The following is a 25093-nucleotide window of genomic DNA, read 5'->3' on the forward strand; positions in this document are numbered from 1 at the left end:
AAGCCTACAGGCCCGGAATCACACAACCCGACCGAGGTGGCCGCGGGCGGGAGAACCCTCCCGCGACCAGCCCCGGATCATCGGGCCGGCGTCAGGTGAGTGTCACTCACCCGTCGCCTTGGCGATGATCTCCTTCGCCACGCTCTGCGGAACCTCGGCGTAGGAGTCGAACTGCATGCTGTAGCTAGCCCGGCCCTGGGTCTTCGACCGCAGGTCGCCGACGTAGCCGAACATCTCCGACAGCGGCACCAGAGCCCGGACGACGCGAGCGCCGCTGCGCTCCTCCATCGCCTGGATGATGCCGCGACGGGAGTTGAGGTCGCCGATGACGTCACCCATGTTCTCCTCAGGAGTGGTGACCTCAACAGCCATCATCGGCTCGAGCAGTGCGGGGTCGGCCTTGCGGGCCGCCTCCTTCATCACCATCGAACCGGCGATCTTGAACGCCATCTCGGACGAGTCGACCTCGTGGTACTGACCGTCCAGCAGCGTCAGCTTGACACCCACCAGCGGGAAGCCGGCGAGAATGCCGTACTGCATGGCGTCCTGGGCGCCCGCGTCCACCGAGGGGATGAACTCCCGGGGGATGCGGCCACCGGTGACGGCGTTCGCGAACTCGTAGGTCGGCGAGTCGTTGCCCATGGGCAGCGGCTCGAGGCTCACGATCACGCGGGCGTACTGGCCGGAGCCACCGGTCTGCTTCTTGTGGGTGTACTCGGCCTTCTCCACCGTGCGGCGGATGGTCTCACGGTACGCCACCTGCGGCTTGCCGATGTTCGCCTCGACGTTGAACTCGCGGCGCATCCGGTCCACCAGGATGTCCAGGTGCAGCTCGCCCATGCCGGAGATGACCGTCTGACCGGTCTGGTCGTCCAGCTTGACGCGGAAGGTCGGGTCCTCCTCGGCCAGCCGCTGGATGGCGGTGCTGAGCTTCTCCTGGTCGGCCTTGGTCTTCGGCTCGATGGCCACCTCGATGACCGGCTCCGGGAAGGTCATCGACTCGAGGATGACCGGGTTCGCCGGGTCGCACAGGGTGTCACCGGTCGTGGTCTGCTTCAGACCCTGGACCGCGATGATGTCGCCGGCCTTGGCGGAGCCGCGCTCCTCACGCTTGTTGGCGTGCATCTGGTAGATCTTGCCGATGCGCTCCTTGCGGTCCTTGGTGGAGTTGACCACCTGGGACCCGGACTCGACCACGCCGGAGTAGACCCGGACGTAGGTGAGCTTGCCGAGGTGCTTGTCGGTCTGGATCTTGAAGGCCAGGCCGGAGAACGGCTCGGACGGCGACGGCTTCCGCTGCATCGGCGTCTCGCCGTCGGTCGCCGTGCCCTCGATCGCCGGAACGTCCAGCGGCGACGGCAGGTAGTCGATGACGGCGTCGAGCATGGGCTGCACGCCCTTGTTCTTGAACGCCGAGCCGCAGAGCACCGGGTTGGCCTTGCTGGCGATGGTGGCCCGACGGATGGCGGCCTTGATCTCCTCGACGGAGATCTCCTCGCCCTCCAGGTACTTCTCCATCACCGCGTCGTCGACGTCGGCCAGGGTCTCCATCAGCTTCTCGCGCCACTCCGCCGCGGAGTCGGCCAGCTCGGCCGGGATCTCCTCGATGGCGTAGTCCTCACCCTTCTGGGTCTCCCCGCGCCAGGTGAGGGCGCGCATGCCGACCAGGTCGACGACGCCGATGTGGTCGCCCTCCAGGCCGATCGGGATCTGGAGCACCAGCGGGGTGGCGTTCAGCCGGTCGATCATCATCTGCACGCAGCGGAAGAAGTCCGCGCCGGTGCGGTCCAGCTTGTTGACGAAGCACATCCGCGGGACGTGGTACTTGTCGGCCTGGCGCCAGACGTTCTCGGTCTGGGGCTCCACACCGGCCACGCCGTCGTACACCGCGACCGCACCGTCCAGAACACGCAGCGACCGCTCCACCTCGACCGTGAAGTCGACGTGGCCGGGCGTGTCGATGATCTGGATCGTGTGGCCCTTCCACTCGCACTTGGTGGCGGCGGAAGTGATGGTGATACCGCGCTCCTGCTCCTGCTCCATCCAGTCCATGACGGCGGCGCCCTCGTGGACCTCACCGATCTTGTACGTGATGCCGGTGTAGAACAGGATTCGCTCGGTGGTAGTGGTCTTACCGGCATCGATGTGCGCCATGATGCCGATGTTGCGTACGTTGGCGAGCGCGTCTGCGGCGGCCACTTCAATCCCTACTTATCGTCGTCTCGACACAACTGGTGGCGGTTCCGGCGCCCGGGGGCGCCGGAACCTCAGGTGTTACCAGCGGTAGTGCGCGAAGGCCTTGTTCGACTCGGCCATCTTGTGCGTGTCCTCGCGCCGCTTGACGGCGGCACCGAGGCCGTTGCTCGCGTCCAGCAGCTCGTTCATCAGCCGCTCGACCATGGTCTTCTCGCGCCGGGCCCGGGAGTAGGTCACCAGCCAGCGCAGACCGAGGGTGGTCGCGCGGGCCGGCCGGACCTCGACCGGAACCTGGTAGGTGGCGCCACCGACACGACGGCTGCGCACCTCGAGGGTCGGCTTCACGTTGTCCATCGCGCGCTTGAGCGTGACGACGGGGTCGGTGCCGGACTTCTCGCGGCAGCCCTCCAGGGCGGCGTACACGATGCGCTCGGCGAGCTGACGCTTGCCGCGCAGCAGGATCTTGTTCACCAGCTGGGTGACCAGCGGCGAGTTGTACACCGGGTCAGCGACCAGCGGCTTCCGCGGAGCGGGTCCCTTACGCGGCATGTCAGCTCTTCTCCTTCTTCGCGCCGTAACGGCTGCGAGCCTGCTTGCGGTTGCGGACACCCTGGGTGTCCAGCGAACCGCGAACGATCTTGTACCGCACGCCGGGGAGGTCCTTCACACGGCCGCCACGCACGAGCACGATCGAGTGCTCCTGCAGGTTGTGGCCGACGCCCGGGATGTAGGCGGTCACCTCGATCTGGCTGCTGAGCTTGACACGAGCGACCTTGCGCAGCGCCGAGTTCGGCTTCTTCGGGGTGGTGGTGTACACGCGGGTGCACACGCCGCGCCGCTGGGGAGACCCCTTGAGCGCAGGGGTCTTGGTCTTGGTCGTCTTGGCCTGACGGCCCTTTCGGACCAGCTGCTGAATGGTGGGCACCGGGTTTCTCCGCTCCCTTCGGCCGCTGCGAGGCGACCGCGCCGTCTGCTCTAGCCGGCCTGATGGACGGCTCTCCTACCTTCCAACCAGGGCCGCCTGACGGAGGCCCCAGCACCCGCGGTCGGGCGTGTCGCCCGAGTCACGGTCCGGTGCGTTCGCTCGCGCGGCGCACCGGATCTTTGGGTCTGTGGTGGTGCGACAGTGGATGACCGGCTGACCGGTTCCCGCGCACGCACGCATTGCCCGGGCGAGCCCGGGCACAAGGGGAAAGAGTACCTACCACAAGCGCGCCGGTCAAAACGGATCGGTCCGGGGAAGCCGCTTCGCAGCCCCGCCGGTCGACGTCCGGATCGTCGGTGCGCCCCTGATGGGCACCTACGACGACAAGTGTACCGGCTCGTCCGTCGTGCGACCCGTCGCCCCCGGCAGCGCCCGCCTCCCGGACACCGGGACAAACCGGTCGGCGCTGGTCATCGGCCCCGGACGACGCGCCGACGGCGTCACGTGATCTGCACCACCAGGGCCAGCGCCAGCCCGACCACGCTCAGCAGCAGGCCCGCGGCGCCGCAGCTGAGCCCGGCCACCGCCAGTCCCCCACCGGTGAACCGGACCGCCGGCGGCGGGGCCGGACGCCGGATCTGCCGCCGCGCCAGCAGCCAGGCCACGATCGCGCCGACCCCGGCCAGCCCGCCGAGCAGGGTGAACGCCCCGGCCGCCCACGCGCCGCCGTAGTCCGGCCCCGCGACGCCGAAACAGAAGACCAGCAGCGACACCAGGATCGAGCCGACGCCGGTGACCAGCGAGCCGATGGCCAGCCCGGAGGTGACCGGCGGCACGTCCAGGTGGACCACCCCGAACGGGGTGCCCGGGACCGGCTCCACCCGCTTCGGTGGCCGGGGCGCCTCACTCGGGGGCGGCGGCAGCGCCGGCCCGGCCGGGCCCCAGCCGCCGCCGGGCGCGCTCCCCGGCGCCGGCCACCCGCCGCCGTGCCCGGGCCCACTCCCCGGGTACGCCCCGGGGCTACCGTGCGCCGGCTCACTCCCCGGGTACGCCCCGAACCCCTGACCCGGTCCACTCCCGGGGTGCGGGCCGGGGAGGTGGCCCGGCCGCCCCGGGTGGGGCCCGGTCCCGGGCACCGGGGCGGAGAATCCGTGCCCGGGTTGGTGCCCCGGGGCCGGGCCGGCGGGCGGGTACGGGCCGGCCGGCGGCCAGGGGGCGGGCGCTCCGGAGTGCGGTGTGCCGGGCGGGGCCGAGGACGGAGGCGCTCCCGTGAACGGCGCGGCGGAGGACGGCTCGGACGGGCCCGCGAACGACGGGCTCGGCGGCGTCGGGGCGTACCCGGGCGGGGTCGTCCCGGACGACGGGCCGGGAGTGCCGGTGGAACCCTCCCGGTGCGCGGTCGGCGGCGCCCACGGGCTCACCGGCTCGGGGGCCGGCGGGGCGGCGGGATCCGGCCCGGCACCGGGGCGGTTCGGGTCGCCTCCCGGCGGCGCAGCCGGTTCCGTCACGGGGTCCTCCTGTCCACATGGCTCACCCGCCACGCGGCGGACACCGGCCAGGCTACCGTCGCCGGTCACCACCGGGTGGGCGGGCGCGGCGCCGCTCCCCCGCCGGGTCAGTCGAAGTTCGGCGCGTAGTCGTGCCCGAACGAGGCGTCGGCGTGCCGGACCAGCCCGATCACCACCGCGGCCACCACCGCGACGGCGGTCAGCACCAGACCGACCCGGGCCAACCGCTCGCCGCGGCGCAGCCAGTCGGCGCCGGTCAGGTAACCCCCCGACGCGTACGCCTCCCGGCGGGCCTGGCGGGCCAGGGCGAGCGCGAGCGTCGCGGGCACCACCCCGCCGACGAAGAAGCCGGTCAGCGCCCCGATCAGACCGAGGGCGAAGACGGCGCGGGCCTTGGTGGAGCGGACCGGCTCAGGATCGTGCGGATGGCGCTGCGCCTGCGGCACGACGGGCACCTGCCCGGGCACGGTCGTCATGCTCTCCATCATGCCCCGAGACGCGACGAGGCCCCCGGCGGATGCCGGGGGCCTCGTCGTTCGTGCGGATTAGCGGTACGACCCGAAGTCGAAGTCGTCCAGCGGCACGGCCTGGCCGCTGGCCGGCCCGAAGCCGTAGTCGGTCTCGGGGTAGCCGGTCATCGAGTAGACCTTGGCCTTCGCCTCCTCGGTCGGCTCGACCCGGACGTTGCGGTACTTGCTGATGCCCGTACCGGCCGGGATGAGCTTACCGATGATCACGTTCTCCTTGAGGCCGATCAGCGAGTCGCTGCGGGCGTGGATCGCCGCGTCCGTCAGCACCCGGGTGGTCTCCTGGAAGGAGGCCGCCGACAGCCAGGAATCCGTGGCCAGCGAGGCCTTGGTGATACCCATCAGCACCGGGCGACCGGCGGCGGGCTCGCCGCCCTCGCCGACGAGCCGGCGGTTCTCCGACTCGAACAGCGCCCGGTCGACCAGCACACCCGGCAGGAACTCGGTCGAGCCGGAGTCGATGACCGTCACCCGCTTCAGCATCTGGCGGATGATGATCTCGATGTGCTTGTCGTGGATGAGCACACCCTGCGAGCGGTAGACCTCCTGGACCTCCTGGGTCAGGTGGACCTGGACCGCGCGCGGGCCGAGGATGCGCAGCAGCTCGTGCGGGTCGATGGTGCCCTCGGTGAGCTTCTCGCCGACCTCGACGTGGTCGCCGTCGTGCGCCCGGAGCCGGACCCGCTTCGAGATCTTGTCGTAGACGATCTCGTCACTGCCGTCGTCCGGGATGACCACGATCTTGCGGGACCGCTCGCCGTCCTCGATCCGGATGCGACCCGGGGTGTCGGCGATGGGCGCCTTGCCCTTGGGCACCCGGGCCTCGAAGATCTCCTGGACACGGGGCAGACCCTGGGTGATGTCCTCACCCGCGACACCACCGGTGTGGAAGGTACGCATCGTCAGCTGCGTACCCGGCTCACCGATCGACTGGGCGGCGATGATGCCGACCGCCTCGCCGACGTCCACGGTCTTGCCGGTCGGCAGCGAGCGGCCGTAGCACGCACCGCAGACGCCCAGCTTCGACTCGCAGGTGAGCACGCTGCGCACCCGCACCGTCTCGATCCCGGCGGCGACGATCGCGTCGACGCCGATGGAGTTGATGTCCTGGCCCCGGTGGGCCACCACGGTGCCGTCCGGCCCCTTGATGTCGTCGGCCAGCGTCCGGGCGTGCACGCTGGTCTCGGCGTGCTCGTGCACGACCAGCTTGCCGTCGACGCGCTCGCCGATCTGCATCGGGATGGCCCGGTCGGTGCCGCAGTCCTCCTCGCGGATGATGACGTCCTGCGAGACGTCCACCAGACGCCGGGTCAGGTAACCCGAGTCGGCGGTACGCAGGGCGGTGTCCGCGAGACCCTTGCGGGCGCCGTGCGTGGAGATGAAGTACTCCAGCACGGACAGACCCTCCCGGTACGAGGCCTTGATCGGCCGCGGGATGATCTCGCCCTTCGGGTTGGCCACCAGACCACGGATCGCCGCGATCTGCCGGAGCTGGAGCAGGTTACCGCGGGCACCCGAGTTGATCATCTTCCACAGCGGGTTCTCCTGCGGCAGCGCGGTGTCCATCTCCTTGGCGACCTCGTTGGTCGCCTTGGTCCAGATCTCGATGAGCTCGCCGCGACGCTCCTCGGCGGTCATCAGACCACGCTGGTACTGCTTGTCGATCCGGTCGGCTTCCTTCTCGTACCGCTCCAGGATCTCCCGCTTGCGCGGCGGAGCGATGACGTCCTCCATGCCGATGGTGACGCCGGACCAGGTGGCCCAGTGGAAGCCGGCCTCCTTGAGCCCGTCCAGGGTGGCCGCCAGGGCCACCTTCGGGAAGCGCTCGGCGAGGTCGTTGACGATCGCGGAGAGCTGGCCCTTGCGGATCTCGTAGTTCACGAAGCGGTAGCCCGGGGGCAGCGTCTCGTTGAACAGGACCCGGCCCAGGGTGGTCTCCACCGTCACCGGCTCGCCCTCGGTCCAGCCCTCGGGGGCGGTCCAGGGCTCGGCGCCGGCGCCGTTGTCGACACCGACCACGTCGTGCAGCCGGATCTTCACCGGCGTCTGCAGGTGCAGCTCGCCGTTGTCGTACGCCATCCGCGCCTCGGCGTCCGAGCTGAACGCCCGGCCCTCGCCCTTGCCGCCCGGAGTGAGGTGGGTGAGGTGGTAGAGACCGATGACCATGTCCTGGGTGGGCATGGTGACCGGCTTGCCGTCGGCCGGCTTGAGGATGTTGTTCGACGACAGCATCAGGATCCGCGCCTCGGCCTGGGCCTCGGCGGACAGCGGCACGTGGACCGCCATCTGGTCACCGTCGAAGTCGGCGTTGAACGCGGTGCAGACCAGCGGGTGGATCTGGATGGCCTTGCCCTCGACCAGCTGCGGCTCGAAGGCCTGGATGCCCAGCCGGTGCAGGGTCGGCGCGCGGTTCAGCAGAACCGGGTGCTCGCCGATGACCTCCTCCAGCACGTCCCACACGACCGGCCGCTGCCGCTCCACCATCCGCTTGGCGGACTTGATGTTCTGCGCGTGGTTGAGGTCGACCAGCCGCTTCATCACGAACGGCTTGAACAGCTCCAGCGCCATCTGCTTGGGCAGGCCGCACTGGTGCAGCTTGAGCTTCGGGCCGACCACGATGACCGAACGGCCCGAGTAGTCGACGCGCTTGCCCAGCAGGTTCTGGCGGAACCGGCCCTGCTTGCCCTTGAGCATGTCGGACAGCGACTTCAGCGGCCGGTTGCCCGGGCCGGTGACCGGACGACCGCGACGACCGTTGTCGAACAGCGCGTCGACGGCCTCCTGGAGCATCCGCTTCTCGTTGTTGACGATGATCTCGGGCGCGCCGAGGTCGATCAGCCGCTTGAGGCGGTTGTTCCGGTTGATCACACGCCGGTACAGGTCGTTCAGGTCGGAGGTCGCGAAGCGGCCACCGTCGAGCTGCACCATCGGGCGCAGGTCCGGCGGGATGACCGGGACGCAGTCCAGCACCATGCCGAGCGGCGAGTTCCGGGTGTTCTGGAACGCCGCGACGACCTTGAGCCGCTTGAGCGCACGGATCTTCCGCTGGCCCTTGCCGGAGCGGATGGTCTCGCGCAGGTTCTCGGCCTCGGCCTCCAGGTCCATGTTCTGGACCAGGGCCTTGATCGCCTCGGCGCCCATGCTGCCGGTGAAGTACTCACCGAAGCGGTCGCGCAGCTCGCGGTAGAGCAGCTCGTCGGTGACCAGCTGCTTCGGCTCCAGCTTGCGGAAGGTGTCGAGGACCTCGTCGAGGCGGTCGATCTCGCGCTGGGCCCGGTCGCGGATCTGGCGCATCTCGCGCTCTCCGCCCTCCTTGACCTTGCGCCGGACGTCCGCCTTCGCGCCCTCGGCCTCCAGCTCGGCCAGGTCGGCCTCGAGCTTGGCGGCCCGCTTCTCGATCTCCGAGTCGCGGCTGTTCTCCGACTGCCGCTTCTCGGCCAGGATCTCGTTCTCGATAGTCGAGAGGTCGCGGTGACGCGCTTCGGCGTCCACGCTCGTCACGACGTACGAGGCGAAGTAGATGATCTTTTCGAGGTCCTTCGGGGCGAGGTCCAGCAGGTAGCCCAGCCGGCTCGGCACGCCCTTGAAATACCAGATGTGGGTCACCGGAGCGGCCAGCTCGATGTGACCCATCCGCTCCCGGCGAACCTTGGAGCGGGTCACCTCGACGCCGCAGCGCTCGCAGATGATGCCCTTGAAGCGGACCCGCTTGTACTTACCGCAGTAGCACTCCCAGTCCCGCTGCGGACCGAAGATCTTCTCGCAGAAGAGCCCGTCCTTCTCCGGCTTGAGGGTGCGGTAGTTGATGGTCTCGGGCTTCTTGACCTCGCCGTGGGACCACTGACGGATGTCGTCGGCGGTGGCGAGACCGATGCGCAGCTCGTCGAAGAAGTTGACGTCGAGCACTGTGTCCCCTATGTCGTCGTCTGTACTGCTAGCTAACGGGCGGGATCGGGGGCCGGCGAGCCGGCCCCCGAATCACCGCCTCAGACCTCTTCGACCGAGCTCGGCTCGCGCCGGGACAGGTCGATGCCCAGCTCCTCCGCGGCGCGGAACACCTCGTCGTCGGTCTCGCGCATCTCCAGGGCCACACCGTCGCTGGAGAGCACCTCGACGTTGAGGCACAGCGACTGCAGCTCCTTGAGCAGCACCTTGAACGACTCCGGGATGCCCGGCTCGGGGATGTTCTCGCCCTTGACGATCGCCTCGTAGACCTTGACCCGGCCGAGGACGTCGTCGGACTTGATGGTCAGCAGCTCCTGCAGGGCGTAGGCGGCGCCGTACGCCTGCATGGCCCAGCACTCCATCTCACCGAAGCGCTGGCCACCGAACTGCGCCTTACCACCCAGCGGCTGCTGCGTGATCATCGAGTACGGGCCGGTCGAGCGGGCGTGGATCTTGTCGTCGACCAGGTGGTTGAGCTTCAGGATGTAGACGTAGCCGACCGCGATCGGGTCGGGCAGCGGCTCACCGGAGCGACCGTCGAACAGCTGCGCCTTGCCGGTGCGCCCGATCAGCTGGTTGCCGTCCCGGTTGGGCAGGGTCGACGCCAGCAGGCCGGAGATCTCCTCCTCGCGGGCACCGTCGAAGACCGGGGTGGCCACGTTGGTGTCCGGCTCGGACTCGTGCGCGTTGATCGACTTGAGCTGGCGCTTCCACTCCTCGTCGTCACCGTCGACGCTCCAGCCGGTCTTGGCCACCCACCCGAGGTGGGTCTCCAGGACCTGGCCGATGTTCATCCGGGACGGCACACCGAGCGGGTTCAGCACGATGTCGACCGGGGTGCCGTCCTCCAGGAACGGCATGTCCTCGATCGGCAGGATCTTGGAGATGACGCCCTTGTTGCCGTGGCGGCCCGCGAGCTTGTCACCGTCCTGGATCTTGCGCTTCTGGGCCACGTAGACCCGCACCAGCTCGTTCACGCCCGGGGGCAGCTCGTCGCCGTCCTCGCGGGAGAAGGTACGCACACCGATGACCGTGCCGGTCTCGCCGTGCGGCACCTTCAGCGAGGTGTCACGGACCTCGCGCGCCTTCTCACCGAAGATCGCGCGGAGCAGCCGCTCCTCGGGGGTCAGCTCGGTCTCGCCCTTCGGCGTGACCTTGCCGACCAGGATGTCGCCGGGGACGACCTCGGCGCCGATCCGGATGATGCCGCGCTCGTCGAGGTCGGCGAGCATCTCCTCGCTGACGTTCGGGATGTCGCGGGTGATCTCCTCCGGGCCGAGCTTGGTGTCCCGGGCGTCGACCTCGTGCTCCTCGATGTGGATCGAGGTGAGCACGTCCTGCTGCACGAGGCGCTGCGACAGGATGATCGCGTCCTCGTAGTTGTGACCCTCCCAGCACATGAACGCCACCAGCAGGTTGCGTCCGAGCGCCATCTCGCCCTCGTCGGTGCACGGACCGTCGGCGATGACCTGGCCGGCCTCGACGCGGTCGCCCTCGAAGACGACCGGCTTCTGGTTGACGCAGGAGCCGGCGTTGGAGCGGCGGAACTTGTGCAGCAGGTACGTCCGGCGGTGGCCGTCGTCCTGGTGGACCGTGACGTAGTCCGCGCACAGGTCCTCGACCACACCGCCGACCTCGGCGACGACCACGTCGCCGGCGTCCACGGCCGCGCGGTATTCCATGCCCGTGCCGACCAGCGGGGCCTCGGCCTTGACCAGCGGCACCGCCTGACGCTGCATGTTCGCGCCCATGAGCGCGCGGTTGGCGTCGTCGTGCTCGAGGAACGGGATCATCGCGGTGGCGACCGAGGTCATCTGCCGCGGCGACACGTCCATGTAGTCGACGGCGCCGGGCGCGACGTCCTCGGTCTCGCCGCCCTTACGGCGGACCAGGACCCGGTCCTCGGCGAACGTGCCGTCGGCCCGCAGCGGCGCGTTGGCCTGCGCCTTGACGAACCGGTCCTCCTCGTCCGCGGTCAGGTAGTCGATCTGGTCGGTGACCCGACCGTCGATGACCTTCCGGTACGGCGTCTCGATGAAGCCGAACGGGTTGACCCGGGCGAAGGTGGAGAGCGCGCCGATCAGGCCGATGTTCGGGCCTTCCGGCGTCTCGATCGGGCACATCCGGCCGTAGTGGGACGGGTGCACGTCGCGGACCTCGAAGCCGGCCCGCTCACGGGACAGACCACCCGGGCCGAGCGCGCTCAGCCGGCGCCGGTGGGTCAGACCCGCCAGCGGGTTGGTCTGGTCCATGAACTGGGACAGCTGCGACGTGCCGAAGAACTCCTTGATCGCCGCCACCACCGGGCGGATGTTGATCAGGGTCTGCGGCGTGATCGCCTCGACGTCCTGGGTGGTCATCCGCTCGCGGACGACCCGCTCCATCCGGGAGAGACCCACCCGGACCTGGTTCTGGATCAGCTCGCCCACGGTACGCAGGCGACGGTTGCCGAAGTGGTCGATGTCGTCGGCCTCGTAGCCCTCCTCACCGGCGTGCAGCCGGCAGAGGTATTCCACGGTGGCGACGATGTCGTCCTCGGTGAGCGTGCCGGTGGTGATCGGCACGTCCAGCTCGAGCTTCTTGTTGAACTTGTAGCGCCCGACCTTGGCGACGTCGTACCGCTTCGGGTTGAAGAAGAGGTTGTCGAGCAGGGTCTGGGCGTTCTCACGGGTCGGCGGCTCGCCAGGGCGGAGCTTCCGGTAGATGTCGAGCAGGGCCTCGTCCTGGCCGGCGATGTGGTCCTTTTCGAGCGTGGTCATCATGAGCTCGGACCAGCCGAACTTCTCACGGATGCGCTCGGCGGACCACCCGATGGCCTTGAGCAGGACGGTGACGGCCTGCCGACGCTTGCGGTCGATGCGGACGCCGACCGTGTCGCGCTTGTCGATGTCGAACTCCAGCCAGGCACCCCGGCTCGGGATGACCTTGACGCTGGAGAGGTCGCGGTCGGAGGTCTTGTCCGGCTGCTTGTCGAAGTAGACGCCCGGCGAGCGGACGAGCTGGCTGACCACGACGCGCTCGGTGCCGTTGATGATGAAGGTGCCCTTCGGCGTCATCATCGGGAAGTCACCCATGAACACCGTCTGGCTCTTGATCTCGCCGGTGGTGTTGTTGGTGAACTCCGCGGTCACGAACAGTGGCGCGCAGTAGGTCAGGTCCTTCTCCTTGCACTCCTCGATCGAGGCCTTGACCTCGTCGAAGCGCGGAGCCGAGAAGGAGAGCGACATGGTGCCGGAGAAGTCCTCAATGGGACTGATCTCGTCGAGGATCTCCGCGAGACCCGAGCGTGCGTGCGGGTCGTCCGCCGACCGGCCCTGCCAAGCCTCGTTGCCGACGAGCCAGTCGAAGGACTCGTTCTGGATGGCGAGGAGGTTGGGGACCTCGAGGTGTTCGGTGATCCGACCGAAAGAAACTCGGCGGGGCGCGAATGCGCTCGACGTACGACTGGTCTTCGCAGGGCGGGAAGCTGCCAAGATGCGTCCTTCCGAGGACCGGTGCTGCAGAACGGCTGGTACGCGTGCACTCCAATGACCCCACCAGAAATATCCGCAAACGGACATTTCCGAGCAGGGGTCAAGTCGGAAGGCAGCGCAAACTAGCAGTGTAGCCGAGAGGCTAACCGCTGTCCAGCCCACCCCGCAGGTCGTCGCGGAACAAGCCCTGGGACCTCGAAAAACCGGGTCCACCGGGCCGCTCGGAACGCGACGCTCCTGCCGGTCCGCTCGGGTGCCGCGGCGGTGGTGCTGCCGTTGCCTTACCCGAGAGGCGGCCGTTGCAAGCGCGGAAGGTCTTGCTGATGTCAGCGTGCCTGCCGGGCCGGTGCCGCGTCAAGGGCCGGTTACCGCTCGGGGTGTCTTTCCCACCGACGGGCTACCGGCGGGCATAGCTGAGAGGCCGGTGCGAGGAACCTGTACGCCCTGCTCACGCCGCCGACGTCGGGCACCACCAACACGGCGGGCGGTGACCCGTTCCCGGATCACCGCCCGCCGCGACGCGGTGTGCCCCGGCTCACGTGAGCCGGACGCGCGTCAGGTCAACGCAAGGTCACTTGAGGGTGACCTTGGCGCCCTCGCCCTCGAGCTTGGCCTTGGCCTTCTCGGCGGTCTCCTTGTTGGCCTTCTCCAGGACGGCCTTCGGAGCGGCCTCGACCAGGTCCTTGGCCTCCTTGAGGCCCAGGCCGGTCAGCTCGCGCACGACCTTGATGACCTGGATCTTCTTGCCACCGTCGGCGTCGAGGATGACGTCGAACTCGTCCTTCTCCGGCTCGGCCTCGGCGGCGGCACCGCCGGCGGCCGGGCCCGCCATCATCATCGCGGCCGGGGCGGCGGCGGTGACCTCGAAGGTCTCCTCGAACTGCTTCACGAACTCGGAGAGCTCGATCAGCGTCATCTCCTTGAACGCGTCGAGCAGCTCGTCGGTGCTGAGCTTCGCCATGTCTGGCGTCCTTTCTCGCAAGTGAAAACTAAGAACGTGGTGCGCCGGGAGGGCCTCAGGCCGCCTCGGCGCCCTCCTGCTCGCGCTTCTTGTCCGCCAGGGCGGCCGCCGCGCGGGCGGCCTTGGAGAGCGGAGCCTGGAACAGGGCCGCGGCCTTGCTCAGGTTGCCCTTCATGGCACCGGCCAGCTTGGCCAGCAGCACCTCGCGGGACTCCAGGTCGGCGAGCTTCGTGACCTCGGCCGCGGAAATGGCCTTGCCCTCGAAGACACCGCCCTTGATGACGAGCTTCGGGTTGGCCTTCGCGAAGTCGCGAAGGCCCTTCGCCGCCTCGACGACGTCGCCCGAAACGAAAGTCAGCGCGGTAGGACCGGTGAACAGCTCATCGAGGCCGGAGATGCCCGCATCGGCCGCGGCACGCTTGGCCAGCGTGTTCTTCGCGACCGTGTAGCTGGTCTCCTTGCCGAGCGAGCGTCGCAGCTGGGTGAGCTGCGAAACCGTGAGCCCGCGGTACTCGGTGAGCACGGTGGCTCCCGCGGCGCGGAAGCTCTCGGTCAGCTCGGCGACGGCCGTGGCCTTGTCGGCCCGGATCGGCTTGTCCGCCATGTCCCTCCTCTCTCGTTGCTCGGAGCTGGTACGCCGGCGACGAGGAACTCGCGACGGCGACGGAGACACCACGACAACGAGAAAAGCCCCGGCGCAGGGCGCACGGGGCGAGGGCCGGCGGCACGGGCACAGTCGGCGGACCGTGCGTGACACCGAGTTTCGCTTGCCGCCCTGCGCGGGTCGCCCGTCGTCGCGGGACCTTCGACCGTGCCGGGGCACGGTGACCAGCGGTCTTTGGGTGGAACTACCGCACCAGGTTACGCGACGCCTCGCGCAGCGCCAAATCGCCCCGTGTGCTCCCGGTCACCCGTCCGGGTCAGGCCCGGGTGCGGCGACCCCAGGAGTAGCCGGCCAGCGCCACCACCGCCCAGAGCGCCGCCCACCCGGTGAGGAGCAGGCCGGCGCCGGGCGAGACCGGGCCGGTCACCGCCCGCGCGGTGGCCATCACCGGCGGGACCAGCCACGGCGCCACCGAGTCGGAGAGGCCGAACACCACCACCCCGACCGCGCCCACCGCCAGCACCGCAGCCCCGTAGCCCGCGCTGCGGGTGATCGCCCGGCTGGCCAGGGCGCCGAGCGCCACCGCGGCCGGCAGAGCGAGCAGGTGCGCCCAGAGCCCGAGGACCACCCCGACGAGGACGGACCGCTCCCCCGGCCCGGCGGCCGGCGTCACCCCGCCGAGCGGCCACGGCACCGCCAGCGCGACCACCACCACGGCGAGCCCGGCCAGGAACGCCGCGAGCAGGCCGGCGAGCCGCTCCCGGACCGGACCGACCACCACCCGGGCCAGCCGGCGCTGCACGTCGGGCTCGATGTCCAGCAGGATCTTGGTCTGCCAGGCCAGCACCGGGAACAGCACCACCGCGGACACCCCGTAGGCCTCCGCCGGCCGGGCCCGACCGCCGCCGTGCAGGATCCCCAGCACGAGCAGGCCGGCCAGCACCGGCGCCAGCGCCCGCCCGGTCCGCACGAAGCCGGCCAGCCGCAGCCGGACCAGGGCGATCACCGGCCCACCTCCGAGGCCGTGCCGGATCGGTCGGAGCCGGCGACCGGCACCTCCGGGTCGGCACCGGAACCGGCGACCGACACCCCCGGGTCGGAGTCGGCGTCGGCGGCCCGCTCCGGTGACCCGACGCCCGCCGGGGCCGCGTGCTCGCGTACCCGCAGGACCTGGTGGCCGTCGGCGCGCAGCCGGGCGACGACGGCGGCCAGCCCCGCGACCGGCACCGCCAGCTCGACCACCGCGACGGCCGGGCCACCGGACGGCACGGCCTCCGTCAGCGTGCCGGCGGCGACCGACCACTGCCGCGCGCCCGGCAGGCGGACCGTCTCCCCGCGGTGGTCGCTGACCAGCACCGCGCCACCGTCGGCCAGCACCTCGCCGATCATCTCGGGGACCAGCTCGCGGGCCGCCGCGTCCAACCCCTCCCAGGGCTCGTCCAGCACCAGCAGACCGGGCGGCCGCAGCAGCGCCTGCGCCAGGCCGACCTTCTGGGCGGTGCCCTTGGACAGCTGCGGCAGGCGCACGTCGTGGAACCGGCTCAGGCCCAGCCGCTCGACCCAGTGCCGCACCGCCCGGTCGGCGGCGGGACCCGGGAGGCCGGCGACACGCCCCATCGCGGACAGGTAGGCGCCGACGGTGAACGGCTGGTCGGCGGGGAACCGCTCCGGCACCCAGCCGACGGTCGCCGGCCGGTCGACCACCCGGCCCCGGGTCGGCCGCAGCACCCCGGCGGCGAGTTGGAGCAGCGTGGACTTGCCCGCGCCGTTGCGGCCTAGCACGACCGCGACCTCACCCGGACCGATCGCCACGTCGACCTGCCGCAGCACCCACGGGCCGTGCCGGTGGTAGCGGAGCCAGACGTCTTCGAGCCGCATGCGCCGAGCGTGCCACAGCGGACAGACGGACGGGGCCCCGCCACGAGTGGTGGCGGGGCCCCGTCGGGCGGTACGCGTCGATCAGGCCTCGGGGGAGGTTTCCTGCAGGTTCTTCACGATCTTCGGGTCGACCGGGACGCCTGGGCCCATGGTGGTGGTGAGGGTGACCTTCTTGAGGAAGGTGCCCTTGGCGGCGGACGGCTTGGCGCGGAGCACCTCGTCCAGCACCGCGGCGTAGTTGTCCACCAGCTGGGCCTCCGAGAAGGAGGACTTGCCGATGATCAGGTGCAGGTTGGAGTGCTTGTCCACCCGGAAGGTGATCTTACCGCCCTTGATGTCCGCGACGGCCTTGGTGACGTCCATGGTCACGGTGCCCGTCTTCGGGTTCGGCATCAGACCGCGCGGGCCCAGGATCCGCGCGATCCGGCCGATCTTGGCCATCTGGTCCGGCGTGGCGATCGCCGCGTCGAAGTCCAGCCAACCACCCTGGATGCGGGCGACCAGCTCGTCGGTGCCCACCTCGTCCGCGCCCGCGGCGACGGCCTCCTCGGCCTTCGCGCCGGCGGCGAAGACGATCACGCGGGCGGTCTTACCGGTGCCGTGCGGCAGGTTGACCGTGCCGCGGACCATCTGGTCCGCCTTGCGGGGGTCGACGCCGAGGCGCATCGCGACCTCGACCGTGGCGTCGAACTTGACGTTGGTGGTCTCCTTGGCCAGCTTGACGGCCTCGACCGGGGTGTAGAGCTTCGACCGGTCGATGACCTCGGCGGCCTTGCGGTAGCTCTTGCTGCGCTGCATTTCTGGTGACTCCTGTGGTCTCTGGCGGGCGCGCGGCGTTCGCGGCCCTCCCACGAACAGAAAGATCGGGTGGAGCGGTGGAGCGAGATCAGTCGGCGACGGTCAGGCCCATCGACCGGGCGGTGCCGGCGATGATCTTCTCGGCCTGGTCGATGTCGTTGGCGTTGAGGTCCGCCATCTTCTTCTCGGCGATCTCGCGCAGCTGGGCGCGGGTGACCGAGCCGACCTTCTGCGTGTGCGGGACGCCCGAGCCCTTCTGCACGCCGGCGGCCTTGATCAGCAGCCGGGCGGCGGGCGGGGTCTTCAGCACGAAGGTGAACGTGCGGTCCTCGTAGACGCTGATCTCGGCGGGGACGATGTCGCCCCGCTGGGACTCGGTCTGCGCGTTGTAGGACTTGCAGAACTCCATGATGTTCACGCCGTGCTGGCCGAGCGCGGGGCCGACCGGCGGCGCCGGGGTGGCCTGGCCCGCCGGCAGCTGAAGCGTGAACGTCTTGACGAGCTTCTTCTTCGGAGGCATGTCTCTTCCTGGGGCTTGGAACTGGGATTCTCCGCCGCCCGCGGGCGCGCACGGTCAGCGCGATGCGGAGGGCCGACGTTAAAGGGTAGCGCAAACCTCTACCGAGTTTTCGCCGAGGTGGGCGAGCCGGTGAAACGACGCACCGGCGGCCACCCCGGGGAGGGCGGGCCGCCGGCGCCGACGTACGTCAGATCTTGGCGACCTGGTTGAAGTTCAGCTCGACCGGCGTCTCCCGGCCGAAGATCGACACCAGCACCTTGAGCTTCTGCTGGTCGGCGTTGATCTCGCTGATCGTCGCCGGCAGCGACGCGAACGCGCCGTCGGTGACGGTGACCGAGTCGCCGACCTCGAAGTCGAGGACCTTGACCTCGGGCTTGGCCTTCTTCTGCTCGGTCTCGACCGCCGGGGCCAGCCACTTGAGCACCTCGTCGAGGCTCAGCGGCGCCGGCCGGTCGGCCCGGTCGGTGGCGCCGACGAAGCCGGTGACCCCCGGGGTGTTCCGGACGCAGGAGTAGGACTCGGCGGTCAGCTCCATCCGGACCAGGATGTAGCCCGGGAAGACCTTCGCCTGGACCTGCGACCGCTTGCCGTTCTTGACCTCGACCTCTTCCCGGGTCGGCACCTCGACCTGGTAGATGAAGTCCTCCATGTCGAGGGAGGTGATCCGGGTCTCGAGGTTGGTCTTGACCTTGTTCTCGTAGCCGGCGTACGAGTGCACCACGTACCAGTCGCCGGGCGCGTACCGCAGCTTCTGGCGCAGCTCGGCGACCGGGTCGAAGTCCTCGTCCGGGGCCGGCTCGGTGGTCGGGAACTCCGGCTCGCTGGCGGCCTCGACCGACTCGTTGTTGGCCGCCGTCGCCACCGCGGACTGCTCGTCCGGGGTCTCGGCGGTCTCGTCGTACTCAGGCACGCTCGCTCACTTCCGTCAGTATCGCTGTCCGCAGGTCAGCTGGGGTTGCCGAAGACCCACAGCACGGCCTTGGCGAAGCCGTAGTCCAGGCCGGCCACGATCGCCAGCATCACCGCCACGAAGGTGACCACCACGGCCGTGTAGGTCAGCAGCTCCTTGCGGGTCGGCCAGATGACCTTACGCAGCTCGGCCACAACCTCGCGGAAGAACCGCGCGATGCGGGCGAACAGCCCGATCCGCTCGGTGTCCTTGCGGGTCTTGCGGCCCTCGGTCGGCTCGGCGTTGGCCCGCTTACGGGTGGCGGTGCCACCCCGGGAGACCGGCTCGTCCGCGTCGGTGGCGTCGTCGTCGGCCACGCCGTCGACGGTCACGTCGTCCAGACGCTCGTCGCCGTCGTCCTCGCCGCGCCGCTTGCTCTCGGCCACTTCGCCCTCCGTGCGGGATATGGGGTCGCACGCCGGGCGGCGTGCGCGGCGTGTTGATCACACCGGCCGGACCAACCGTCCCGCGACGGGCCGCGGCCGGCGGACCGGCCAGGAGGCCCCGAGTGCCTCGGAACCACCCCACCGGTGCCACCACCACGGGCCGGACGCCGCCGGTGAGGCGGCGCGACCCACGGAACGGTCAGGCCTGAGGCGCAGGGGTGACAGGACTTGAACCTGCAGCCTGCGGTTTTGGAGACCGCTGCTCTGCCAATTGAGCTACACCCCTGTGCGGCAACTCACCTCCGCCCGGGCACAAGGTGCCGAGCGGGGGTCACTTGCCCCACGGCGGACCAGTGTACGGGTAGTCGTACGACTTTCCCAACCGGTCCACCCCTCGCGCGTCGGGCGAACCCTCAGCGCGCTGCCCGGATCAACGCCCGAGCCTGCGACAACACCTTCTCGCCCTGGCACGTCGCGGTGATGTCGAGCCTGGTCAGGCCATCCTCGGTGACCTCCTTGACCACCGCGGCGACCTCGATCTCGGTGCCCTCGTCGGTGTCCGGCACGACCACCGGGCGGGTGAACCGGACCCCGAAGTCGACCACCGCGTCCGGCGCGCCGGCCCAGCCGGCGACCGCGCGACCGACCAGGGCCATGGTGAACATGCCGTGGGCGATCACCCCGGGCAGACCCACGCCGGTGGCGGTCCGGTCGCTCCAGTGGATCGGGTTGAAGTCGCCCGAGGCGCCCGCGTAGCGGACCAGGTCCGCGCGGGTCACCCGGTAGGTCTGGACGGGCAGTTCCATCCTCACGCCTCCCCGCGTACGACGATCTTGGACCAGACCGCGACCACCGGCTCGCCGTCGACGGTGCTCACGTCGGTGCGGGTGGTCAGGAAACCGTGCCCGCCCCGGTTGGTGATCTCCTCGATGGTGTTCGCGCACACCAACTCGTCCCCGGCCACCACCGGCCGGGTGTACGCGAACCGCTGGTCGCCGTGGACCACCCGGCTGTAGTCGACGCCCAACGCCGGGTCCTCGACGATCTGCCGACTGGCGGCCATGGTCACGATCACCGGGAACGTCGGCGGCGCCACCAGGTCGGGGTGGCCCAGCGCCCGGGCCGCCTCCGGGTCGTGGTGCGCCGGGTCGGTCGCGCCGACGGCGGTGGCGAACTCGCGGATCTTTTCTCGGCCCACCTGATAGGGGGCGGTCGGCGGATAGGTCCGGCCGACGAAGGACGGGTCCAGGGACATGCCGCGAACCTACACGGAAAACACGAACGCCGATCCGTGCGGTCGGGCGGCCCTGGGGCCACCGACCGGGCGGATCGGCGCTCGAAAGCTGTTACGGGGCCGGCAGCGCCGGCCGCGGATCAGCGGGTCTCGCGGTGGACGGTGTGCTTGCCGTCCCGGGGGCAGAACTTCTTCAGCTCGATGCGGTCCGGGTCGTTACGGCGGTTCTTGCGCGTGATGTAGTTGCGCTCCTTGCACTCCACACACGCCAAAGTGATCTTCGGCCGGACATCGGTCGCCTTCGCCACGGCGGAGTGCCTTCCTCGCTCACGGATAACGAACTACGGCGTGTCAGCGTACGCGCTGACGACGCAGACATGCAAAGTGGGCGCCTGTGGCGCCCATCCCACCGGCCACCGGTGTCACCCGGAGGACGAGAGTAGCGGTGGCCGGACTTGAACCGGCGACACAGCGATTATGAGCCGCTTGCTCTGCCATCTGAGCTACACCGCCGTGGCGGGTCCAGCCGGACCCTCTGAGCCCCCTTACGGAATCGAACCGTAGACCTTCTCCTTACCATGGAGACGCTCTGCCGACTGAGCTAAGGGGGCCTACCCGATCACCCCGGGGGGTGTCGCGCAGAGGAAACAGTACACGACCGCGCCGCCGAGGTGAAATCGGATCCCCCCGTCGGGTGTCCCACCTGATCAGGGCACCACACGCAGGCGCGGCAGCTCGCCGGCGACGACCGTCTCCGGATCGACCTGGGCGCCGAACCAGGTCTCCAGACGCTCGTACGGCAGGGGCCGGCTGAACAGGAAGCCCTGGCCGATCTCGCAGCCGATGTCCTGCAACAGCTCCAGGGTCAACTCGCTCTCCACCCCCTCGGCCACCACGGTCAGCCCGAACTGCTGGGAGAGCGTCACCACGGCGTTGACGATGGCCAGGTCGCTCGGATCGGTCGCCATCCCCTGCACGAACGACCGGTCCACCTTCACCTCGTGCACCGGCAGCCGGCGCAGCTGCGCCAGGGACGAGTTGCCGGTGCCGAAGTCGTCCACCGAGAGCCGGACCCCGAGGTCGCGCAGGCTCCGCAGGGTCGGGATGGGACGTTCGGTGCCGTCCAGCACCCCGGCCTCGGTTATCTCCAGGGTGAGCCGCTGCGGCGGGACGCCGTACTCCGCGAGCAGGTCGCGCACCAGCGCGGGGAAGTGCTGGTCGGTGAGCGTCCGCGCGGCCAGGTTGACCGAGACGGACAGCGGCTGGTCGCCGTGGCTCCAGTCGCGGCTGCGGCGCAGGCTCTCCCGCAGCACGAACTCGGTGAGCCGGCCGAGCTGGCCGGTGTGCTCGGCCACCGAGACGAAGTCGTCCGGCGCGACCGTGCCGTGCGCCGGGTGCTCCCAGCGGGCCAGGCACTCGACCCCGACCAGCCGACGGTCGCGCAGGGTGACCTTGGGCTGGAAGTAGACCTCAAGCTCGCCCTCGTCGAGGGCGCGACGCAGGTCGCCGGCGAGCCCGAGTCGGCGCAGGGACCGCGACTCCAGCGCCGGGCTGTAGAGCTGGACGCTGCCGGGCACCGACTTGGCCGCGGTGGCGGCCAGGTCGACCCGCTGGAGCAGGGCCACCGCATCACTGCCGTGGTCAGGGTGGACGGTCACCCCGACGGCGGTGTCCACGTCCAGGGTGAGCCCGTCGAAGACCATCTCGTCGCGGATCTGCTCGCGCAGCTGGGCGGCCAGCTCCAGAGCCGCCTCGGTGCTCTCCAGCCGGAGCGTCACCAGGAACTCGTCGCCGCCGGCGCGACCCACCAGCGCCGAGGACGGCGCGCAGGCGCGTAGTCGCTCGGCGACCTCGACCAGGACCTTGTCGCCGGCGGCGTGGCCCAGCGACTCGTTGACCTGGCGGAGCCGGTCGACGTCGAAGAGCAGCAGCGCCACCACCTCGTCCGGTGCGCCGATCTTGACGGCCTCGGCCACCGCTGCGGTGATCCGCCGACGGTTGGGCAGCTTGGTGAGCGTGTCGTGCTCCGCGTCGTGGCGGAGACGGTCGACGAGGCGCGAGTTCTCCAGGGCGACGGCGGCATGCGCCGCCACCGTCTCGAACAGGGCGACGTCACGCTGACTGAACTGGAACGGATCACCGAGTCGATTGGTGACCTCCAGCGTGCCGATCACCACCCGCCCGGAGCGGAGCGGGACGACCACGGTGTCCTTGACGTCGCGTTCGGCGAGATCGGCGCGGAACTCGGGGTCGCTGCAGACACCCCGCCCCACGGTGACCGGTCGCGCCGCCTCGACCGCCTTCTGCCGGAGCGTGGCAGGGGTGGGGGCGGTGTCGAGCAGGCCGGAGTCCTCCACCCGGGCGGTCAGCAGGGTCTCCGGGTGGCGCCCCTGCGCCGGCAGCCAGAGCGTGGCGTACTCGGCCTGCATCAGGGCCCGGACCCGGCCGAGAAGGGCGTCGGCCAGCGTGCCGTCCGGGCCGCTGGTCGAGACCGCGCGGCTCAGCTCGTACATCCCGCTGAGCGTCCGGTGTTGCTGGAAGAACTCCTTGTAGGACCGGTAGACCATGGTCAGCCCGGCGGCCAGCGCCGCCAGGGGCACCAGCGACCACCACGACTCGTTGATCAGCAGCAGGACGATCAGACCGGCCGAGACGTTGATCCCACTGGTGAGCAGCGTCGAGGGCAGCGCCCGGATCGTCTCCCGGCCGGCCTGCCAGCCCTGGAGCAGGGTGTGCACGGCCGCGATCGAGACGGCGCTCACCGCGATCACCATGGCCACCGCGAGGCAGATGCCCAACCATCGGTACGGACCGACGCCCCCCACCCGGGGCAGGACGGTCAGCACGAGCGTGCCCAGCGAAGCCCCGGCGGCGGCCCGGGCCACGTTGAACCACAGCTTCGGCGCGGGCAGCCGGTGCCGGAGATGGGTGACGAGCGAAGAGAGCGTGTAGATGGTGACCACGCTGAGCGGTGGCAGGAAGTAGAGCGCGAGGACCAGCGGCACCTCGGTGAGACTCATGGCCAGCGACTGACGCCGGACCACCACACCGACCAGCCGGCTGCTCACCGCGATCATGATGATCAGCAGGAGCGCAGCCTGGGGAAAGGCACCCAGCGGACGATCGGAGATCAGCCCGGTGGCGGTGCTGCAGGCTACTGCGAGCAGGGCCAGGGGTGCCGTGATGATCCAGGCGTCCTCCGAGGGCCTGCGCCGCGTGGGGTGGTCACGCCTGTTCATCACCCTCCCGTAAGGCACGTCTCAGGCGGACGACCGGTCGCCGGCCGCCCTACGACGCCGCCGATCGTCAGACCCAGACGAGATCCAACAGCTGAGCTTCGGGGACACCGGAACCGGCGATGAACGCGGCGGCGACTGCGACAAGAACGAGTGAGCCAAGCAGCCGGCCCAACCTACGACCAGACATGATTGCTCCTGTCAGAGGCGTAACGAGGGGGGTGAGAACTTCCACGATGGTGCCACAGCGCCCGCCTTCAGGAAAGCGACAGCAGGCAGCTTGAGCCGCCGGTCATGCAGGTTGCACCGTTCGGTCGACGACCGCCCCCACACCCGGCCAGATCAGCGTCGTGCGCGGCCCTACCGGACTTCGTCCATTGCGGATTCCGACCTAGCCCACAAAGCGATCATTTGCGCTGACTCGCGACCCAGCGCGAACCACGGGCTCTCCCCCACCCCTACGCAGCCATAGGCCACCATACATGTCGACGGCACGGACGGGAGCTACCCAGAGGGTGTTTTTTCGGGCGGCTGACACTACCCGGCAGTAGGTGCCGTGACCACGGGCCGCACACGGCCCACCCCGGGCGACGGCGGCTCGGCTCAGTCGTCGGCCGGCACCGGCCAGACGTCGCGCGAGTCGTTGAAGGCGCCTCCGAGCGGCGGTTCGCGCGTCAGCGACCGCAGCGCGGACGGCAGGGCGATCGCGCCGCTCCGCACGGCCCGCCGCACCCCGACGGCCACGCGGACGAACGCGTGGCCGACCACCGCACCCAGCGCCACCAGGACCAGGAGAACAGCGGAGTCACGTACGGCATCCACGGCTTCGGGCTGCGCATGACCGCTCCGGACGGCCCGGGGGTCGACGTCGACCTGGTGACGGATCCGGCGACCGGTCGGCCGGTCGAGGTGTTCGACGCCTGGCGAGTGCGGTGGTTCCTCGACGAGGCGGCCGAGGACGGGTACACCGGCGCGGAGATCGACGCCGCCCTCGCCCATCTCACCGGGGATGCCGCCCTGATCGAGGTCGTGGCGGGCCGGTGGTTCGCACTCCCCACCGATGACATGGCCCGGCGCGGGCGTCCGCAACGGCGGGGCCAAGCCGGAATCCACTGACCCCACGACAACGGCCCCCGATCAGCATCTCTGCTGGTCAGGGGCCGCATCTGCACCTGGTGGCGGGTAGAGGATTCGAACCTCTGTAGCTTTCGCGACGGATTTACAGTCCGCTCCCATTGGCCGCTCGGGCAACCCGCCAGGGCACCCCACCGCGTCGCAACGCGGCGGCGGAAGCAAGGATAGCGGTTGCCCCCGGCTCCGTCGCAAGCGGGTACCGTCAGGGGGTCCCGGGCTGGTCAGCGCGGGACGGAACAGGACACACCGCCGGACAGCAGGAGCAGAAGCATGGCAGCGAACCCGTCGTTCGACATCGTGAGCAAGGTCGACCGCCAGGAGGTCGACAACGCCCTCCGCCAGGCGGAGAAGGAGCTCGCGACGCGGTTCGACTTCCGCGGCACCGGCGCCGAGATCTCCTGGTCGGGCGAGGAGGCGATCGGCCTCCAGGCGGAGACCGAGGAGCGCGTCCGGGCGGCGCTGGAGGTCTTCAAGGAGAAGCTGGTCAAGCGGAACATCTCGCTGAAGTCGCTGGACGCCGGCGACCCCCGGCCATCGGGCAAGATCTTCAAGATCGACGCCAAGGTGATCCAGGGCATCGAGTCGGACAAGGCCAAGGCGATCAGCAAGAAGATCCGCGACGAGGGCCCGAAGGGCGTCCAGGCGCAGATCCAGGGCGACCAGCTCCGGGTCACCGGCAAGAAGAAGGACGACCTGCAGGCCGTCATCACGCTGCTCAAGGGCGAGGACTTCGGGGTCGCGCTCCAGTTCACCAACTACCGGTAAGGCGGCCCCGGCCGGCTGATGCCGTTCGCGGCATCGGCCGGCCGTTCACACCCG

The 25093-nt window shown here is 70.0% G+C and carries 22 protein-coding genes and 4 tRNA genes; 2 read left to right on the forward strand and 24 right to left on the reverse strand.

The features are described 5' to 3' along the window. Window positions 1-102: 102 nt before the first annotated feature. The 23 genes from fusA to O7600_RS15200 all read right to left on the reverse strand — a co-directional run bounded on the left by fusA (window position 103) and on the right by O7600_RS15200 (window position 23923). Window positions 103-2199, reverse strand: coding sequence for an elongation factor G (gene fusA, locus O7600_RS15090; RefSeq protein WP_091570045.1), 2097 nt, complete (start codon window positions 2197-2199; stop codon window positions 103-105). Between the two features lie 75 nt (window positions 2200-2274). Continuing rightward, window positions 2275-2745, reverse strand: a complete 471-nt coding sequence (gene rpsG / locus O7600_RS15095) for a 30S ribosomal protein S7 (RefSeq protein WP_013735957.1) — start codon at window positions 2743-2745, stop codon at window positions 2275-2277. Between the two features lies 1 nt (window position 2746). Further along, window positions 2747-3121: a 30S ribosomal protein S12 gene (rpsL, locus tag O7600_RS15100; protein ID WP_007465318.1), complete on the reverse strand. Its 375-nt coding sequence runs from the start codon at window positions 3119-3121 to the stop codon at window positions 2747-2749. Between the two features lie 500 nt (window positions 3122-3621). After that, window positions 3622-4002, reverse strand: coding sequence for a hypothetical protein (locus O7600_RS15105; protein WP_091576935.1), 381 nt, complete (start codon window positions 4000-4002; stop codon window positions 3622-3624). A gap of 734 nt (window positions 4003-4736) precedes the next feature. After that, the gene (locus O7600_RS15110) at window positions 4737-5105 is read right to left on the reverse strand and encodes a hypothetical protein (RefSeq protein WP_281587884.1); all 369 of its coding nucleotides are present in this window, start codon (window positions 5103-5105) and stop codon (window positions 4737-4739) included. A gap of 69 nt (window positions 5106-5174) precedes the next feature. After that, complete coding sequence (locus O7600_RS15115) at window positions 5175-9062, reverse strand: DNA-directed RNA polymerase subunit beta' (protein ID WP_281587886.1); 3888 nt, start codon at window positions 9060-9062, stop codon at window positions 5175-5177. 80 nt (window positions 9063-9142) lie between these two features. Continuing rightward, on the reverse strand, window positions 9143-12574 hold the full coding sequence (locus tag O7600_RS15120) for a DNA-directed RNA polymerase subunit beta (protein WP_281587888.1): 3432 nt from the start codon (window positions 12572-12574) through the stop codon (window positions 9143-9145). 571 nt (window positions 12575-13145) lie between these two features. Further along, window positions 13146-13535: a 50S ribosomal protein L7/L12 gene (gene rplL, locus O7600_RS15125; protein ID WP_091570033.1), complete on the reverse strand. Its 390-nt coding sequence runs from the start codon at window positions 13533-13535 to the stop codon at window positions 13146-13148. 55 nt (window positions 13536-13590) lie between these two features. Then, window positions 13591-14139 (reverse strand): 50S ribosomal protein L10, encoded by a 549-nt coding sequence (gene rplJ, locus O7600_RS15130; protein WP_174528912.1) that lies wholly within the window; start codon window positions 14137-14139, stop codon window positions 13591-13593. 316 nt (window positions 14140-14455) lie between these two features. Beyond that, window positions 14456-15145, reverse strand: a complete 690-nt coding sequence (locus O7600_RS15135; protein ID WP_281587893.1) for a hypothetical protein — start codon at window positions 15143-15145, stop codon at window positions 14456-14458. Beyond that, window positions 15142-16017: an ABC transporter ATP-binding protein gene (locus O7600_RS15140; RefSeq protein ID WP_281587895.1), complete on the reverse strand. Its 876-nt coding sequence runs from the start codon at window positions 16015-16017 to the stop codon at window positions 15142-15144. The genes O7600_RS15135 and O7600_RS15140 overlap by 4 nt, the downstream gene beginning before the upstream one ends. Window positions 16018-16098: 81 nt before the next feature. Next, on the reverse strand, window positions 16099-16815 hold the full coding sequence (gene rplA, locus O7600_RS15145) for a 50S ribosomal protein L1 (protein ID WP_281587898.1): 717 nt from the start codon (window positions 16813-16815) through the stop codon (window positions 16099-16101). A gap of 88 nt (window positions 16816-16903) precedes the next feature. After that, complete coding sequence (rplK, locus tag O7600_RS15150; RefSeq protein WP_091570017.1) at window positions 16904-17335, reverse strand: 50S ribosomal protein L11; 432 nt, start codon at window positions 17333-17335, stop codon at window positions 16904-16906. A 187-nt stretch (window positions 17336-17522) separates the two neighbouring features. Further along, window positions 17523-18245, reverse strand: a complete 723-nt coding sequence (gene nusG / locus O7600_RS15155) for a transcription termination/antitermination protein NusG (RefSeq protein ID WP_091570014.1) — start codon at window positions 18243-18245, stop codon at window positions 17523-17525. A 35-nt stretch (window positions 18246-18280) separates the two neighbouring features. Beyond that, entirely contained in the window at window positions 18281-18670 is a 390-nt protein-coding gene (gene secE, locus O7600_RS15160) for a preprotein translocase subunit SecE (protein WP_281587902.1), read from the reverse strand. 213 nt (window positions 18671-18883) lie between these two features. Continuing rightward, window positions 18884-18956 (reverse strand) — tRNA-Trp (locus tag O7600_RS15165). Between the two features lie 127 nt (window positions 18957-19083). Continuing rightward, window positions 19084-19476, reverse strand: coding sequence for a MaoC family dehydratase (locus O7600_RS15170; protein ID WP_281587904.1), 393 nt, complete (start codon window positions 19474-19476; stop codon window positions 19084-19086). Between the two features lie 2 nt (window positions 19477-19478). Continuing rightward, window positions 19479-19925 (reverse strand): MaoC family dehydratase N-terminal domain-containing protein, encoded by a 447-nt coding sequence (locus O7600_RS15175; RefSeq protein ID WP_281587906.1) that lies wholly within the window; start codon window positions 19923-19925, stop codon window positions 19479-19481. Between the two features lie 119 nt (window positions 19926-20044). Next, window positions 20045-20212 carry a 50S ribosomal protein L33 gene (gene rpmG / locus O7600_RS15180; RefSeq protein ID WP_013288652.1) on the reverse strand — a complete coding sequence of 56 codons (168 nt, stop codon included), beginning with the start codon at window positions 20210-20212 and terminating at the stop codon, window positions 20045-20047. Between the two features lie 132 nt (window positions 20213-20344). Then, a tRNA-Met gene (locus tag O7600_RS15185) sits at window positions 20345-20417 on the reverse strand. 25 nt (window positions 20418-20442) lie between these two features. Continuing rightward, window positions 20443-20515: transfer RNA gene (locus O7600_RS15190), tRNA-Thr, on the reverse strand. Between the two features lie 96 nt (window positions 20516-20611). Next, window positions 20612-23143: a bifunctional diguanylate cyclase/phosphodiesterase gene (locus tag O7600_RS15195; protein ID WP_281587908.1), complete on the reverse strand. Its 2532-nt coding sequence runs from the start codon at window positions 23141-23143 to the stop codon at window positions 20612-20614. Between the two features lie 600 nt (window positions 23144-23743). Further along, window positions 23744-23923, reverse strand: a complete 180-nt coding sequence (locus O7600_RS15200) for a hypothetical protein (RefSeq protein WP_281587910.1) — start codon at window positions 23921-23923, stop codon at window positions 23744-23746. Between O7600_RS15200 and O7600_RS15205 the strand changes: the two genes are divergently transcribed. Next, window positions 23897-24256 carry a hypothetical protein gene (locus O7600_RS15205; protein WP_281587912.1) on the forward strand — a complete coding sequence of 120 codons (360 nt, stop codon included), beginning with the start codon at window positions 23897-23899 and terminating at the stop codon, window positions 24254-24256. The genes O7600_RS15200 and O7600_RS15205 overlap by 27 nt on opposite strands. A gap of 57 nt (window positions 24257-24313) precedes the next feature. On the opposite strand, the gene O7600_RS15210 is transcribed toward O7600_RS15205, so the two are convergent. Continuing rightward, a tRNA-Tyr gene (locus tag O7600_RS15210) sits at window positions 24314-24397 on the reverse strand. Window positions 24398-24544: 147 nt separating this feature from the next. Between O7600_RS15210 and O7600_RS15215 the strand changes: the two genes are divergently transcribed. Continuing rightward, complete coding sequence (locus O7600_RS15215; RefSeq protein ID WP_091569971.1) at window positions 24545-25039, forward strand: YajQ family cyclic di-GMP-binding protein; 495 nt, start codon at window positions 24545-24547, stop codon at window positions 25037-25039. Window positions 25040-25093: the final 54 nt, after the last annotated feature.

It is taken from the genome of Micromonospora sp. WMMA1998, from assembly GCF_027497375.1.
GTDB classification, from domain to species: domain Bacteria; phylum Actinomycetota; class Actinomycetes; order Mycobacteriales; family Micromonosporaceae; genus Micromonospora; species Micromonospora sediminicola.